This window comes from Beijerinckia sp. L45 (genome assembly GCF_009765775.1).
Lineage (GTDB): Bacteria > Pseudomonadota > Alphaproteobacteria > Rhizobiales > Beijerinckiaceae > RH-AL1.
On record NZ_LMUU01000168.1, the window covers coordinates 20960 to 35483 of the forward strand.

At 64.5% G+C, this 14524-nt stretch carries 15 protein-coding genes; 4 read left to right on the forward strand and 11 right to left on the reverse strand.

Going from position 1 to position 14524, the window contains the following annotated elements; all coding sequences use genetic code 11:
- Positions 1-332 precede the first annotated feature (332 nt).
- Positions 333-1451, forward strand: coding sequence for a DNA polymerase III subunit beta (gene dnaN / locus GSQ79_RS18180; RefSeq protein WP_158810087.1), 1119 nt, complete (start codon positions 333-335; stop codon positions 1449-1451).
- A gap of 75 nt (positions 1452-1526) precedes the next feature.
- On the opposite strand, the gene GSQ79_RS18185 is transcribed toward dnaN, so the two are convergent.
- From GSQ79_RS18185 to GSQ79_RS18215, 7 genes are all read right to left on the reverse strand, one after another.
- Entirely contained in the window at positions 1527-2708 is a 1182-nt protein-coding gene (locus GSQ79_RS18185) for an acyl-CoA dehydrogenase (RefSeq protein ID WP_246725432.1), read from the reverse strand.
- Positions 2709-3084: 376 nt separating this feature from the next.
- Entirely contained in the window at positions 3085-3228 is a 144-nt protein-coding gene (locus GSQ79_RS18190; protein ID WP_158810089.1) for a hypothetical protein, read from the reverse strand.
- On the reverse strand, positions 3225-3449 hold the full coding sequence (locus GSQ79_RS18195; protein WP_158810090.1) for a hypothetical protein: 225 nt from the start codon (positions 3447-3449) through the stop codon (positions 3225-3227). The genes GSQ79_RS18190 and GSQ79_RS18195 overlap by 4 nt, the downstream gene beginning before the upstream one ends.
- Before the next feature lie 73 nt (positions 3450-3522).
- The gene (locus GSQ79_RS18200) at positions 3523-4041 is read right to left on the reverse strand and encodes an RNA pyrophosphohydrolase (protein ID WP_158810091.1); all 519 of its coding nucleotides are present in this window, start codon (positions 4039-4041) and stop codon (positions 3523-3525) included.
- Complete coding sequence (locus tag GSQ79_RS18205; RefSeq protein WP_158810092.1) at positions 4038-5234, reverse strand: divergent polysaccharide deacetylase family protein; 1197 nt, start codon at positions 5232-5234, stop codon at positions 4038-4040. The genes GSQ79_RS18200 and GSQ79_RS18205 overlap by 4 nt, the downstream gene beginning before the upstream one ends.
- A 124-nt stretch (positions 5235-5358) precedes the next feature.
- Positions 5359-6783, reverse strand: a complete 1425-nt coding sequence (locus tag GSQ79_RS18210; RefSeq protein WP_158810093.1) for a S41 family peptidase — start codon at positions 6781-6783, stop codon at positions 5359-5361.
- Positions 6783-7748: a murein hydrolase activator EnvC gene (locus GSQ79_RS18215; protein ID WP_246725419.1), complete on the reverse strand. Its 966-nt coding sequence runs from the start codon at positions 7746-7748 to the stop codon at positions 6783-6785. The genes GSQ79_RS18210 and GSQ79_RS18215 overlap by 1 nt, the downstream gene beginning before the upstream one ends.
- A 7-nt stretch (positions 7749-7755) precedes the next feature.
- Between GSQ79_RS18215 and GSQ79_RS29670 the strand changes: the two genes are divergently transcribed.
- The gene (locus tag GSQ79_RS29670; RefSeq protein ID WP_246725420.1) at positions 7756-7905 is read left to right on the forward strand and encodes a hypothetical protein; all 150 of its coding nucleotides are present in this window, start codon (positions 7756-7758) and stop codon (positions 7903-7905) included.
- A 288-nt stretch (positions 7906-8193) separates the two neighbouring features.
- Here GSQ79_RS29670 and rlmH read toward each other — a convergent pair whose 3' ends face one another.
- Both rlmH and rsfS read right to left on the reverse strand, forming a co-directional pair.
- The gene (rlmH, locus tag GSQ79_RS18220) at positions 8194-8673 is read right to left on the reverse strand and encodes a 23S rRNA (pseudouridine(1915)-N(3))-methyltransferase RlmH (protein ID WP_158810191.1); all 480 of its coding nucleotides are present in this window, start codon (positions 8671-8673) and stop codon (positions 8194-8196) included.
- A gap of 18 nt (positions 8674-8691) precedes the next feature.
- The gene (gene rsfS / locus GSQ79_RS18225) at positions 8692-9009 is read right to left on the reverse strand and encodes a ribosome silencing factor (protein ID WP_158810192.1); all 318 of its coding nucleotides are present in this window, start codon (positions 9007-9009) and stop codon (positions 8692-8694) included.
- A 442-nt stretch (positions 9010-9451) separates the two neighbouring features.
- Here rsfS and GSQ79_RS18230 point away from each other — a divergent pair, with 442 nt between their 5' ends.
- Positions 9452-11869 (forward strand): glycogen/starch/alpha-glucan phosphorylase, encoded by a 2418-nt coding sequence (locus GSQ79_RS18230; RefSeq protein ID WP_174243244.1) that lies wholly within the window; start codon positions 9452-9454, stop codon positions 11867-11869.
- A gap of 128 nt (positions 11870-11997) precedes the next feature.
- Positions 11998-12171: a helix-turn-helix domain-containing protein gene (locus tag GSQ79_RS18235; RefSeq protein ID WP_256379038.1), complete on the forward strand. Its 174-nt coding sequence runs from the start codon at positions 11998-12000 to the stop codon at positions 12169-12171.
- Positions 12172-12195: 24 nt separating this feature from the next.
- Here GSQ79_RS18235 and egtD read toward each other — a convergent pair whose 3' ends face one another.
- Positions 12196-13161 (reverse strand): L-histidine N(alpha)-methyltransferase, encoded by a 966-nt coding sequence (egtD, locus tag GSQ79_RS18240; RefSeq protein WP_158810097.1) that lies wholly within the window; start codon positions 13159-13161, stop codon positions 12196-12198.
- Positions 13158-14459, reverse strand: a complete 1302-nt coding sequence (egtB, locus tag GSQ79_RS18245; RefSeq protein WP_158810098.1) for an ergothioneine biosynthesis protein EgtB — start codon at positions 14457-14459, stop codon at positions 13158-13160. The genes egtD and egtB overlap by 4 nt, the downstream gene beginning before the upstream one ends.
- Positions 14460-14524: the final 65 nt, after the last annotated feature.

The following is a 14524-nucleotide window of genomic DNA, read 5'->3' on the forward strand; positions in this document are numbered from 1 at the left end:
TGTTTGCGCTCGCGCCCCGCGCTCCGCCGCTCGGCGCGCTCTTCCGCGTCATAGTCGCGGCCAAAGGTCGGCTCGCGGCGTTCGGTCGAGGGGCGCTTTGCCATGAGGTGGTGCCGCAGCCTTTCGAAGGTCAACGCAGGATGGCGCCGAACGTTAAGCTTAGAGCAGACGCCTTAAAGGCGCGTAAAACGGCGGTTTCGCGGGACTCTTGTGGCAAGCCATGGCGAGGGTGCAAATTCTCCTCTGCGCCCGCTTGCGATTTGCCTCAGGCCAAGCCACAGTCCCGCCCCCGGATGAGGGAAAAACGGCCACGGCCGATTGGATTTGGCGACATGAAAGTTACCTTGGAACGCGCGGTCTTGTTGAAATCGCTGGGCCACGTGCATCGTGTGGTCGAGCGGCGCAACACGATCCCGATCCTGTCGAACGTGCTTTTGCGTGCCGAAGGCCAGTCGCTGATGCTCAAGGCGACCGACCTCGACCTCGAAGTCACCGAGATCGTCGCCGCCGACGTCGGCCAGGCCGGCGGCACCACGCTGCCCGCCCACATCCTCTACGACATCGTCCGCAAGTTTCCCGACGGCTCGCAGGTCTCGCTGGAGACCACGGGCGAGAGCGGCCAGCTGGTGCTGCGCTCTGGCCGCTCGCGCTTCAACCTGCAATCGCTGCCGGAAACCGACTTTCCCGATCTCGCCGCCGGCGAGATGACGCATAGTTTCGAGGTCGGGGCCGCCGATCTCAAGCGGCTGATCGACAAGACGCAGTTCGCCATCTCCAACGAGGAGACGCGCTACTATCTCAACGGCATCTTCATGCACACGATCGATGCCGAGGGGCACCTGATGCTTCGCGCGGTGGCGACCGACGGGCATCGTCTCGCCCGCGTCGAAGTCGCGGCGCCGGAAGGCTCGGCCGGCATGCCCGGCATCATCGTGCCGCGCAAGACGGTGGCCGAGGTGCAGAAGCTGATCGACGGCGCCTCGGAGACGGTGAAGGTCGAGGTCTCCACGGCGAAGATCCGCTTCACCTTCGGCGACGTCGTGCTGACCTCGAAGCTGATCGACGGCACCTTCCCGGACTACCTTCGCGTCATTCCGAGCGGCAACGACAAGCGCCTGGTTGTCGATCGCGTGCCCTTCGCGGCGGCCGTCGACCGTGTCTCGACGATCTCCTCGGAGCGCGGTCGCGCGGTGAAACTGGCGGTGGCGGATGGCAAGCTGACGCTCTCCGTGACCAATCCGGATTCTGGCTCGGCCGTGGAAGAGCTCGAGGTGGATTACGATTCCGCGCCGATCGATATCGGCTTTAACGCCCGCTACCTGCTCGACATCACCGCGCAGATCGACAGCGACACTGCCCTGTTCAAGCTCGCCGATCCGGGCTCGCCGACTCTGGTGCTCGACCGCGATGGCGCCTCGGCGCTGTACGTTCTAATGCCGATGCGGGTGTAGGCGCCGGCGAACGCCAGATGCGTTCGCCGTGGGAACAGACATCTCCGCCTTATCCCATGTGGCCCGACGGTCGGATCAGATCACCGGGCTTCCTGGCGCCATGCCGAGCGCAACGCGGCCCGGTGCGACGAGCAGCCGGTCGGCGAAATTGATATGCTGCGACACGAGGTGAATGTCGCGGAATTGTGTGGCCAGGAGGCTGTCGTTGGGGGCCGCAGCGATACCGGCCATGCGATACATATCGCCGACCACGCCTCTCGCCACATCCGCAGCGTTCCAGCACGCCTGGCGCAAATCGACTTGCTCGGCGATGCTTGCACCGGTTCCATTGAGCGACGCTGCCCACACGGACGCGACCGCCGCGTGAGCATAGGCTCTGGCCGACGCCAGCTTCGCCTTTGATCGACCGACCGTGAGCTGGACGATTTCTTGCTCCTGCAGCGAGGCCGTTTGCAGAAACGAGACCTTTTTTCGGGCTATGTCGGCGAAGGCATCGATGGCCGCGGCGGCGATGCCGAGCGGAACGCCGATGCACGAGATCGCCGCCGAGCTGACCAGGGGAATGTCGTAAAGAGGACGTCCGGGGCTTCGCGGCAACTGAAACGCGCTGAACCCAGACGTCTGGTCGTCCGGCACCCAGACGTCATGGCATTCGATATCATGGCTGCCGCTTGCCCGCAGACCGGTCGCGTTCCAGTTTCCGACGACCTTGATCCCGTCGCTTCTCGAAACGACAAGACGCGTGACTGGATTTCCGTCGAGGATCTTCGGCGAACCGTCTTCATATTCAATGCAGCCTAAGAGCGAGAGACTGCTGTAGCGGGAGAAGCTGGCGAAGTGCCATTGGCCCTGGACACGCCACCCGTCTCCCTCACGGACGGCCCGTCCGCCTGGAAGCAGAGAACCGCTGCTGCCGAAGGTTTTGTTGCCGGTCACGCGTCTGGAGGCTGCCTCGCTTAAGAGCCCTAAGATCCGGGTTCCGACGGCAGAGATTCCCGTGCACCATCCCAAGGATCCATCGAGCTTCGCAACGGCCTCGACAACACGGAGAAGATCCGGCGCCGGAAGCTCGGCACCGTTCACTTCTGCGGGTGCCCAAAGTTGAGCCAACCCCGCGCGGAGAAACGCCTCGGCTATCGGCCGCGGCAGATCAGGCCCCTCCGGAAACGCCAGGCGATGGGTTTCGACCAGCGGCCTCAGGCTTTCGACCTGAGTCAACAGGCCGCTCAATCGCGCATCTGCGCGGGGGTAGGACATATCGTTCAAGGCTATATGCTCCCTGCAAACAAGGGACCCGCAACGTCCACCGCCGGTGGCATCCGCTGAGCGCGTCCAGAGCGGCCACCATCGGGCGGCTCGTTTACGCGACGGTTTCAGTTCGACCGTATTGGGCTTTCGCTGTAATACGGCTGCCTTAGGGGCGGCCTCGAAGCAAACGCGATGTGATGGGCAGCATCGGCGATTAAGGCGGCGCCTTCCGTCCGAGAGCCTGCTCGATCTTCTCGTGTTTGGCTTGCAAACCTTGGTGCTGGACCACGCCGGAGCGTCCGCGCTTTGCGTGCTGATGCGCGATTCGTCTCTGTTTAGACGGCGACCCATAACAGGCGCCGCGCCCACCTAGCCCAGAAGCAACCTAGGCGCGGTTTGCGCTATGCTCGGCTGGGGATTTCGTGTGGCCAATACGCTCGGGCGGCGCGACGATGAAGGCCACAATCCATCCGCCGACCGCAATGATGACGGGAAGTGCGATAAAGCCAAAGACTTGGAATGCGTTCATCGGAGCCGTCCTAAAATCCGCCTCACCGAGAAATGTAGGGACAACGCGGCGCAAAGCCAAACGAAAGTTCCAAGCATGAATAAGGCGATACCGGTGTCCGGCGGGGCGCCATAGAAGGCAGCGGCGATCGGGGCAACGACGCCGACCGTAAAACATGAAGCCGCGCAGGTGTTTACCAGCGTGGCCAGATACTTGATGCGCTCGTCGTCGCGCTTGCTCAAGATTGCCTCGTTCGCCGTCGTATATCCAATAAATGCTACGGCTCCAGCGACAGGACGCTGGCTAGGCCAACGCCTACACCCCCGCGAACCGCCCGAACGTCCGCACCACGTTCTCATAAACCTGCCGCTTGAACGGGATGATCAGCTCCGCGAGCTTGTCCATCCGCTCCCAGCGCCAGGTCTCGAATTCCGGGCGGAAGCCACCGGTCGGCGCGGTGACGTTGATCTCGCTCTCGTCGCCCTCGAAGCGCAGCGCGAACCATTTTTGGCGCTGGCCCTGGTAACGGCCGCGCCACGCCTTCTTGGTGAGGTCGACGGGCAGGTCGTAGGTGTACCACTCCGGCGCCTCGGCGATCAGCGAGACGGAGGTGATGTTGGTCTCCTCGGCCAGCTCACGGATCGCAGCGTTGTACGGGCTCTCGCCAGGGTCGATGCCGCCCTGCGGCATCTGCCAGAGATGGCCGTTGGGCAGACCGTCGGCGCTGCGCTTCGGCTTGCGTTGACCGATGAAGACGAGGCCGTCCTTGTTGAGCAGCATGATGCCGACGCACGGGCGGTAATTGCCGGTTTCGGGCGCATAAAGCTTGGTCATGGGGTCGCGGCTATGGCTGGAGCGGTGGTGCTGGTCAGTGCGCTCACCGGCACGAGGGCGATCCCCCTGGCCTCGAGCGTCTGCGCGAAGTCCGCGATGGCGGCAATGGTGGCGGGCAGGTCGCTGGCTTCGCCGATCGCCGAGCCCTTGTCGCGGGCGATCGCCTCAAGCTTGACCAGGGCGGTGCGCAGGGCGCTCGCATCCGCCGCGTCGAGAACGACGTCGGCGTGCGCGGTGGGAATGCCAAGGCTCGGAGCCAGCGTCGGGCCGAGGCTTCGCCGGGACGTCCCGTCCTCGACATAAAGCAGGCCGCGGCCGCCGATTTCTTGAAGCATGGTCGTCATCGCCGTTTGATCGGCGGTGAATCGGCCGCCCAGAAAGTTGCTGATGCCGACATAGCCGCTCATCCGGCTCATTAGCCAGTGCAGATCGTCGATCGTCTCGCTTTGCGTGGCGCCGGTGCGCAGCATATGCGGCCCGGGCCGATCGTCGCCGAAGGCTTCCATCGGCAGCTGCAGCAGAACCTCGTGGCCCGCGGCCTTGGCGCGCGCCACCGCGTCGTCGAGTTTTTCGCCGTAGGGGGCGAAGGCCAGCGTCACCGCGGCCGGCATGTGCTCGATGGCGTCGGTTGTCGCGGCAGCGTTGAGGCCGAGCCCGCCGATATAGAGCGCGATGCGCGGCGCTCCGGCATGGATGGTGGCGCCAAACACCGGTGGCCGCGCATAGACCTCGCTCGACCGGGAGCCGTCGGCCGCGATTTTCGGCAACGGCCCGTAGCGGCTTGCCTCGATGAGGCGCTTGTCGGCCGCTGCGACTTCACTCAGGCCGAGGGCCTGCGGCACCTTGATGATGAGAGGCCCAGCGCCTTGGGTCGATGGGTTCGGCGTCTGTTCGCGGTTGGCGCGGAAAACGGTCACGCCGTTTTCCATCGTTGCGCCATTGCCGTCGGCGGCGGGCACCGGAGCCCGGATCGACCCGGTCGGGGCGCGGTCGGCAACCGGGGGAAGCGGCGGGATGGTGGCGACGGCGAAAGGCTCACCGCCGTGGGGGTTGGCGAACACGAGAACGACGGCGATACCGATTCCGGCGGCGGTGGCGAGACAGACCACGGCAATCGTCGCGAACCGGCGACCTGGAGGCTTCGGCGATGGCTTGTCCATCCCGAGCGGTCTGTTCAGATCATCGCTTGCCATCACATTCCTGCAAGCTCAACGCCTCGTCGTTCCGACCACCCTCCGAATCGAAAGCGGCCCGGGCGCTCCACTATAGAGCGCGACGGGCCGCTGCCGAAACAACCGTCTGGGGTAACCCCCAGGCTTAGTTGGGCATTTTAGCCGGCGGGGGAACCACAGGCGTGCCACCCGTCGTCGGCGCGGCCGGAGCCGGTGCACCGGGCTGGACCGTCGTCGCGGGCGGCGCCGCAACCGGCATCGGCGCTGCGGGCGCCGGAGCGGCAGCCGTCTTCTTCACGCCGCGCAGCAGATCTTCTGCCGCAATCAGCTGCTGGTCGTTCTTCGGATCCGGCGGCACGTAGGCGCTGGAGCCGTGCTCTTCCGGACCGTTGGTCAGGTGACCCTTGAGCGACGCTTCGCCCTTGGTGTCGTCCTTGCCCTTCAGGTCGGCCGGCACGTCTTCGAGCACCTGGATGTCCGGCTCGATGCCCTTGGCCTGGATCGAACGACCCGACGGCGTGTAGTAGCGCGCCGTGGTGAGGCGCACCGCGCCGTTGTTCTGGCCGAGCGGGATGATGGTCTGCACCGAGCCCTTGCCGAAGGAACGCGTGCCCATGACGGTGCCGCGCTTGTGGTCCTGCAGGGCGCCGGCGACGATCTCGGAGGCCGAGGCGGAGCCGCCGTTGATCAGGATGACGAGCGGCTTGCCCTTGGAAATGTCGCCGGGGCGGGCGTTGTAGCGCTGGGTCTCGTCGGCGTTGCGGCCGCGGGTCGAGACGATCTCGCCCTTGTCGAGGAAGGCGTTGGACACGGCGATCGACTGGTCGAGGAGTCCGCCCGGATTGTTGCGGAGATCCATGATGTAGCCTTTGAACTTGTCGGCCGGGATGTCCTTGGTGAACTTGTCGATGGCCTCCTTGACCCCGTCGAACGTCTGCTCGTTGAACTGGGTGATGCGGATGTAGCCGATGTCGTCGCCTTCGATCTTGTTGCGGACCGACTTGATGGTGATCACCGCACGCGTCAGCTTGACGTCCAGCGGGTCCTTCTTCTCGCCGCGTAAAATCTTCAGGTTGACCGAGGTGTTCACCGCGCCGCGCATCTTGTCGACGGCCTGGTTCAACGTCAGGCCCGAGACGGCCTCGCCGTCGATCGCGCTGATGATGTCGCCCGACAGGATGCCGGCCTTCGAGGCGGGCGTGTCGTCGATCGGGGTCACGACCTTGATCAGGTCGTTGTCCTGGGTGACTTCGATGCCGAGGCCGCCGAATTCGCCGCGCGTCTGCACCTGCATGTCACGGAAGCTCTTGGCGTCCATGTAGCTGGAATGCGGGTCGAGCGAGGTCAGCATGCCGTTGATCGCGGATTCGACCAGCTTCTGGTCGTCGGGCTTCTCGACGTAGTCGGTGCGGATCTTTTCGAACACGTCACCAAACAGGTTCAGGCTGCGATACGTGTCGGACGCCGCCGCGCTGGCCATGGTGGCCGATAGCAAATGGGTTTGCGTGCCGAGCGCGACGGTCGACGCTCCGAGGACCGCACCCAACAACACAAGCGAGACTTTGCGCATTATCCGCGAACCTTTTGAAGCTCCGGTTTCGCCCACCATGGGCCCGGATCGATAGTCGCCCCGTCTTTTCGAAACTCGACGTACAGAATTGGCTGAGCTGCTCCAAGGGCCATGGCGGCAGCCGTTTTTGTCGAACCGTCGCCCATGACAGCAATCGGTTCGCCAGCCAAAACGAATTGGCCCAAATCTACGTTGATCCGATCCATACCAGCAAGAACTATATAGTAGCCATTCCCGGCGTTGACGATCAACAACTGGCCAAAGCTGCGGTACGGCCCGGCATAGGCAATCCAGCCGTCGCTCGGCGAGGCCACGACCGCGCCCTTGCCGGTCTGAAACGACAGGCCTTTTTCCGTGCCGCCAAAATTGTCCGGCGTGCCATAGCCGCGCAGCACCGATCCGGTAACCGGCAGAGGTAGCATGCCTTTCAGCGATGCGAAGGCGACGGCCGGTGCCAACCGCGCGGGATCCTTGAATGGCGCGACGCCGAGTTTTTGCAGCGTCTCCGGCGCCAGGGCTGCGACGCTTTGATGCTGCTCGTCGGCCTTCTTGGCGGCTGCCGCTGCGTCGGCGGCCGGCTTGCTTTCCGCTTCCATGCGGCCAATCAACTCTTTGAGAGAGGAGACCTGGCCGGCAAGGGTCTGGGCGCGGTCGCGTTCCGCCCCCAGCGCGGTCTCGGCTTTGCCTATGGCGTTTTGCCGGGCCGCAATGAGCCCGGCCAGGCGCTCGCGCTCGGCATTGATGCTCGACAGATCGTCCGCCATCGTCCGGCGCTCGGCATCGATCGAAGCGTGCACGCGGGCGAGATCGGTCAGGTCGGCAACCAGTGCATCGGTCTCGGCCTTCATGCTGGGCAGCACCGATCCGAGCAGCATGGAGGTTCTGATCGCCTTGAGAACGTCTTCGGGATCAACGAGCAGGGCGGGCGGCGGCTTACGGCCCATGCGCTGCAGGGCGGCGAGCACTTCGGCGATGATGACGCGGCGTCCCTCGAGCGAGCGCTTCGTCGCCGCCTCGCTGGTCACGAGCGTATCGAGCCGCGCCTGGGTGTCGGCGATCTTCTGCTCGTCCTCGCCGACGTGGCGGGTCGCCTCGATCAACGCGGCCGTCAGTTTGGCATGATCGTCCTTGATCGCATCGATCTCGGTCTGCATCGTCTGGCGGCGCGCCGCGGAGGCATCGATGGAGTCTTGGACACCGCGAAGCTGTGTCTTGGGGTCGCTGGGAGCGGCTGAGGCCGGTTGCGGCGTTGGTTTTGGATCGTCTGCATAGGCCGGCGACACCGCTGAAATAAGTAGCGAAAGCATCAAAGAGCGCCCGAGCGCGCAGGCAACGCCCTCATCCGACCTCGCTTCGCGAGGCCACCGTCTCCCGCTGGCGCGGCAGACGAAGAAAGGGGAGCGGAAAAAATCAAGCACGATGATACGGATGCCCCGTCAGGATCGTCACGGCGCGGTAGAGTTGCTCGCTTGCCATGATGCGGACGAGCTGATGCGGCCAGGTCATGGCGCCGAAGGCAATGACATGGGTGCTCGCCTTGCGCCATCCGGGATCGAGACCGTCGGGGCCACCGATCACGAGGGCGAAATTCGGTGTTCCTTCGTCGCGCGCGGTGCCGATCATCGCGGCGAAGCGCTCGCTGTCGACAGCCTTGCCGGTTTCGTCGAGCGCTACCACCACGCCGCCGGCCCCGACCTGCTCGGCGATCGCTTTGGCCTCTTCGACCTTGCGGTCTTCAGGCCGCCGCGCGCGGCTTTCGTCGATTTCGCGAAGCTCGAGGCTCAGACCGGCGGCGCGGCCGGCGAGTTTAGCGCGGTCGATGTAGCGCTGCGCCAGGTCGCGCTCCGCGCCCGCCTTTGCGCGGCCGACGCAAACCAGCATCAGCCGCAGCATGGCAGGTCCCGAGGGTTAGACCGCGCGATGCTCGGTCGGGCGATCGGCGCCCCACATCTTTTCGAGATTGTAGAACTGGCGCACTTCCGGACGGAAGACGTGGACGATGACGTCGCCGGCATCGATCAGGACCCAATCGCCGGTCACGAGACCTTCGACGCTCGGCGCGCTGCGGCCCGATTCCTTCAGCGCCTTGACGACGCGGTCGGCGATCGAGGCGACATGGACGCTGGAGCGGCCAGTGGTGATGACCATCGCATCGGCGATGCTGGTCTTCCCGTGGAGATCGATAAGCGTGGCGTCTTCAGCTTTCGCGTCGTCTAGACTCGCCATTACGACCTGCACGAGGGATCCCTCTTCGAACTCATCGGAGCCCGTCAGGGGAGGAAACGACGGTGCGGTCGTTCCGCTTACATTCGTGTTGATCAGCTCAGGTATCCTCGGCCAGCTCCGATCATCGGATCGGTACGGATCCCAGCATGGCCGAAATCGCGTCAGTTTTCAATTGACAATCGTCAGGACGACATGTTGCGGGATTGAATTGTGTCGCGCCGCCGCACGAGCCCCGCAAAAGCATCACCTTGTCCTGCCATCAGGCGAGGATGCCCTTGGCAATAAGAAGGGCTTCGAAATCCCGCGCCAATGGTTAAGCTCCCGCGCGGCGCGGTCTTGGCGCGAAAAATGATTCCCTTGAGGGCACAAGCCCAGGAATGGATGCGCGATCATGCTGAAAACCGAATTCGACGTCGCGAACAAGGCCGTGCCGCCCGCGCCGATGGATAGCGAGGAACTGCGCGAGGCGATCCTGGCCAAGCTGATCTACGCGGTCGGCAAGGACACCAAGACCGCGAGCCCGCACGACTGGTTCGTCGCTCTGGCGCTGGCCGTGCGCGACCGCATCGTCGATCGTTGGATGAGCGCCCGCCGACGCACCCATCAGGCCAACGGCAAGACCGTCTATTATCTCTCCGTTGAATTTTTGATCGGCCGCCTGCTGTTCGACGGGTTGACCAACCTCGGCCTGACCGAGACGGCGCGCGATGCGCTGTCGGCGCTTGGCGTCGATCTTGACGCGATCCGCCAGGAAGAACCCGACGCCGCGCTCGGCAACGGCGGTCTCGGCCGCCTCGCCGCGTGCTTCATGGAAAGCATGGCGAGCGTCGGGCTGCCGGCCTACGGCTACGGCATTCGCTACGATCTCGGCCTGTTCCGTCAGATTATTTCGGACGGCTGGCAGCACGAGGTGCCGGAGGATTGGCTGGCTCACGGCAACCCTTGGGAATTCGAGCGCACCGAACTCGTCTATCCCATCCGCTTCGGCGGCTATGTCGAGCAGGTGACGGGCGACGACGATGCGCCGCGCGGCATCTGGCACCCGAGCGAGACGGTGCTGGCCGCCGCCTACGACACGCCGATCATCGGCTGGCAAGGCAAACACGCCAATTCACTGCGGTTGTGGTCGGCGCGCTCGACCGACCCGATCGAACTCACCGCCTTCAACCGCGGCGATCACGTCGGCTCCTTCGCGGCCCGTGCGCACGCCGAGTCGATCTCGCGCGTGCTCTACCCCAGCGACGAGACGCCGTCCGGCCAGGCGCTGCGGCTACGCCAGGAATATTTCTTCACCTCGGCCTCGCTGCAGGATCTGATGCGACGTCACCTGTCGCTGCATAAGACGCTGGCGACGCTGCCCGACCACGCCGCGATCCACATGAACGACACGCATCCGGCGATCGCCGTCGCCGAACTGATGCGGCTGCTGTTCGACGAGGAGGGGTTCTCTTGGGCGGAATCCTGGCGGATCACTTCCAACACGCTGAATTATACCAACCACACGCTGCTGCCCGAGGCGCTCGAAGCCTGGCCGGTCGGCCTGATGAACGATCTGCTGCCACGCCACATGCAGATCATCTTCCAGATCAACCACATGCATATGGCCAACGTGCCGGCGACGATGCAGGACGAGCATACGTTGAAGTCGGTGTCGCTGATCGAGGAGGGCGAGGGCAAGCGCGTGCGCATGGGCCATCTCGCCTTCATCGGCTCGCGCCGCATCAACGGCGTGTCGGCGCTGCACACCGACCTGATGAAGCAGACGATTTTTCGCGATCTCGCAGCGATCTATCCCGGCCGTATCGTCAACAAGACCAACGGCATCACCTTTCGCCGCTGGCTCTACGAGGCCAATCCGGAGCTGACGGCGCTACTGGCCGAGACGCTGACGCCGCGCGTGCTCGATCAACCCGAGCTGTTGCGCGGGCTCGAGGCGTTCACCGACGACGCGTCGGTGCAGGACCGCATCGTCAAGCTGCGCCGCCGCAACAAGCAGGCCTTGGCGCGGGTGATCGAGGATCGCCTCGGCGTCATCGTCAGCCCTGACGCGCTGTTCGACGTTCAGATCAAGCGCATCCACGAGTATAAGCGCCAGCTGCTGAACATCATTTCGACCGCGGCGCTGTATCGCGACATGAAGGCCAATCCGAACGGGGCCTACACGCCGCGGGTCAAGATTTTTGCCGGCAAGGCCGCGGCGAGCTACGCGCGGGCAAAACTGATCATCAAGCTGGCCAACGACGTGGCGCAGGTGGTGAACAACGATCCCGCCATCGGCGACCGGCTGAAAGTGGCGTTCCTGCCGAACTACAACGTCAGTCTGGCGGAAACCATCATCCCGGCGGCCGATCTCTCCGAGCAGATCTCCACCGCCGGGATGGAGGCTTCGGGCACCGGCAACATGAAGATGGCGTTGAACGGCGCGCTCACCATCGGTACGCTCGACGGGGCGAACATCGAGATCAGCGAAGCGGTCGGTCTGGACAACATCTTCATCTTCGGCCTGACGACGGCGGAGGTTGCGGTCAAGCGCACCGACGGCTTCCGCGGTCGCGATGCTGCTGGCCTATCACCGCGCCTGAGGGACGTGCTCGACGCGATCTACGACGGCATGTTCTCGCCCGATGACCGCGATCGCTACAAGTCGCTAATCGATGCCGTGCTCGGCTACGACACGTTCATGGTGGCTGCCGACTTCGACGCCTATTGGGACGCCCAGCAAAAGGTCGACGCGCTGTGGGAGCAGCCCAAGGAATGGGCGAAGGTGCGTACCAAGAACATCGCCAACATGGGCTGGTTCTCGTCGGACCGCACGATCCGTGATTACGCCGAGGAGATCTGGCGGGCGCCGACGCTATAGCGTTGCAGGGTGTCATCCGGGCCCAGCCAAGAGGGCTCGGGGTGGCAGGGTTTGCCTTGTTCGCATGCCGAATATGATCGAATAGACGCTCTCACCGTGGCGCAGTTTTGTAATACGCCATCACCGACATGGGCCGGTCCCAAAAGGAGCTGGCCGAGTTGCTTGGCTCCCACTCGCAGGCCTCCGACCTGTTGAGCGGTCGCCGTAAAGTGTCGCTCGAAATGGCGCAGAAGACCAGCGCCGCCTCGCGCATTCCGATCCAGCTTCTCGTCGCGCCCTACGACACGAGCAGCGCGGCCTAATCGCCGCGACTGCAGCGCGGACGCTTAACCCGCGACCACCAGCTCATGCACGCTGAACAGTGACTGTGCATCCGTCCAGACGCGGCGCGGCGTCCAGCCTGCGCTGCGCGCGAGATCGCCGAAATCCGACACCGAATACTTGTGCGAATTTTCAGTATGGATCGACTCGCCTGGCCGGAAATCGAAATGGCGGCCGAGGAGCGAGACCGTCTGTTTCCGCGTGCTGATGAGATGCATCTCGATGCGGCTCTTCTCGGCGTTGAAGATCGCCTCGTGCTCAAAGCCGGCGAGGTCGAAATCGGCGCCAAGTTCGCGGTTGGCGCGGACCAGAAGATTGAGGTTGAACGCGGCGGTGACGCCGGCGGCATCATTGTAGGCCGGCAGCAGGCGGGCGCGATCCTTGCGCAGGTCGACGCCGATGATCAGGCGGCCGCCGAGCGCCAGGCTTGCCGCCATGCTGCGCAGCAGATCGGCGGCTTCGCGCGGGGCGAAATTGCCGATCGTCGAACCGGGGAAGAACCCGAGGCGGGGCCGTGACGCCAGATCGTCCGGCAGTACGAGCGCGGCGCGAAAATCGCCGACGATCGGATGCACGATGAGGTTAGGGAAGCGCGTCGACAGGCGTTCGCGCGCCTCGTCCAAGGCGCTGCCCGACACGTCGATCGGCACATAGGCCTTCAGGGCATCAAGCGCGGTCAACAAAATCTCGGTCTTGCGGCTGGAGCCGGAGCCGAATTCGACAAGCACCGAGCCGGTCGGCGTTTCCGCCGCGATCTCGCCGGCGCACGCGCTGAGGATGGAAGCTTCCGTGCGCGTCGGATAATATTCCGGCACGTCGGTGATCAGCTCAAAAAGCTCGCTACCGCGAGCATCGTAGAAGAACTGGCACGGCAATGTCTTCGGCGAGCCGGCGAGACCTGCCAGCGCGGCACTCGCGAAGGAACTGTCCTCGTCGCTCGGCGCGTCGAAATCGTGATGATCGTGGGTCATAGGTCGCTCGCGAGGCGGAGGCCGGTGAATTGCCAGCGTTGATGGGGATAGAAAAAGTTGCGATAGGTCGCGCGGGCGTGTCCGGCGGGCGTCGCGCAGGACGAACCGCGTAGCACCTGCTGACTCACCATGAACTTGCCGTTGTACTCGCCGATCGCACCGGGCGCCGCGCGGTAGCCGGGGTAGGGCAGGTAGGCGCTCTGCGTCCACTGCCAAACCTCGCCGAAAAACTGCTTGCTGGCCGCGTCGGGCTGCGGCCGCAAATACTGCGATTGGGCGACCGCCGGCTGCTCGTCGCTGGCGAGCGCCGCGAACTCCCATTCGAATTCCGTCGGCAGGCGTTTTTCCGCCCAGCGCGCGTAGGCGTCGGCCTCGTAAAAGCTGATGTGCGAGACGGGTGCGGCAAGGTCGAGCTCGACGAGGCCGCCGAGCGTCATCCGCATCCAGCGGCCGGCCCGCTGCTCCCAGTAGAGCGGCGCCCTCCAGCGCTCGGTCTTCACCGTGATCCAGCCGTCCATCAGCCAGAGGTTCGCGGTGCCGTAGCCATCGGCCTCGATGAACTGCAGCCACTCGGCGTTGGTCACCAGACGATCGGCCAGAGCGAAAGGCTGGAGAAGCGCTTTGTGGCGCGGCGATTCATTGTCGAAGCTGAAGCCGATCCCGTCGTGACCGACGTCGTGGATGCCGCCGTCAAAAGCCTTGAACGTCATCTCGGGTACCGCGGCAGCGGGTTTCGCCGGCAGATCGTCGCGGTAGGCCGGCCGCAGCGGGCTCGCCGCAAACAGGCTCAAAACGTCGGTCAGCAACAGCTCCTGATGCTGCTGTTCGTGATTGATGCCGACTTCGATCAGCGCACGCACGTCCGGCGCGTTCGCGGCCTCGCTTGCCAGCAGCGCGGCAAGGCCGGCGTCGATATGGGCGCGATAAGCCAAAACCTCGTCGCGGGTCGGCCGCGTCAGCAGTCCACGGCTGCCGCGCGGCTGACGCTCGCCCTCGGCCTCGTAATAGGAGTTGAAACAGAAAGGAAACCGCTCGTCGAAGAGGGTGTAGCCCGGCAGGTAGGGCTTGAGCAGGAACGTCTCGAAAAACCAGGTAACGTGGGCGAGGTGCCACTTCGTCGGGCTGGCGTCGTCGCTTGGCTGCACCACCTGATCTTCCGGCGACAAGGGCGCCGCGAGATCAAGCGAATGCCGGCGTGTGGCAAAAAGGCGTCTGGCTAGGCTCGACAGCGATTCCGAGGTTTGGTCGGCGGCGAGAAGGCGGCCGGGGGCATCCCGCAACGCAAGTCCTGAACTCATCACGCCTCCAGCGCGTCAGCGCTCTCGTTTGGACGGCAGAACAAAAGCGCTCTCGCTTTGGTTCC

Bases quoted from the DNA above. Each gene is read 5' to 3' on its own strand.
- rsfS (WP_158810192.1), bottom strand. From the start codon at position 9,009: ATGGCGAGTCTAGACGACGCGAAAGCTGAAGACGCCACGCTTATCGAT.
- dnaN (WP_158810087.1), top strand. From the start codon at position 333: ATGAAAGTTACCTTGGAACGCGCGGTCTTGTTGAAATCGCTGGGCCAC.
- egtD (WP_158810097.1), bottom strand. From the start codon at position 13,161: ATGACCCACGATCATCACGATTTCGACGCGCCGAGCGACGAGGACAGT.
- GSQ79_RS18205 (WP_158810092.1), bottom strand. From the start codon at position 5,234: ATGGCAAGCGATGATCTGAACAGACCGCTCGGGATGGACAAGCCATCG.
- GSQ79_RS18230 (WP_174243244.1), top strand. From the start codon at position 9,452: ATGGATAGCGAGGAACTGCGCGAGGCGATCCTGGCCAAGCTGATCTAC.
- GSQ79_RS18200 (WP_158810091.1), bottom strand. From the start codon at position 4,041: ATGACCAAGCTTTATGCGCCCGAAACCGGCAATTACCGCCCGTGCGTC.
- GSQ79_RS18190 (WP_158810089.1), bottom strand. From the start codon at position 3,228: ATGAACGCATTCCAAGTCTTTGGCTTTATCGCACTTCCCGTCATCATT.
- GSQ79_RS29670 (WP_246725420.1), top strand. From the start codon at position 7,756: ATGATGACGCGGCGTCCCTCGAGCGAGCGCTTCGTCGCCGCCTCGCTG.
- egtB (WP_158810098.1), bottom strand. From the start codon at position 14,459: ATGAGTTCAGGACTTGCGTTGCGGGATGCCCCCGGCCGCCTTCTCGCC.
- GSQ79_RS18185 (WP_246725432.1), bottom strand. From the start codon at position 2,708: ATGTCCTACCCCCGCGCAGATGCGCGATTGAGCGGCCTGTTGACTCAG.
- GSQ79_RS18235 (WP_256379038.1), top strand. From the start codon at position 11,998: ATGGGCCGGTCCCAAAAGGAGCTGGCCGAGTTGCTTGGCTCCCACTCG.
- GSQ79_RS18210 (WP_158810093.1), bottom strand. From the start codon at position 6,783: ATGCGCAAAGTCTCGCTTGTGTTGTTGGGTGCGGTCCTCGGAGCGTCG.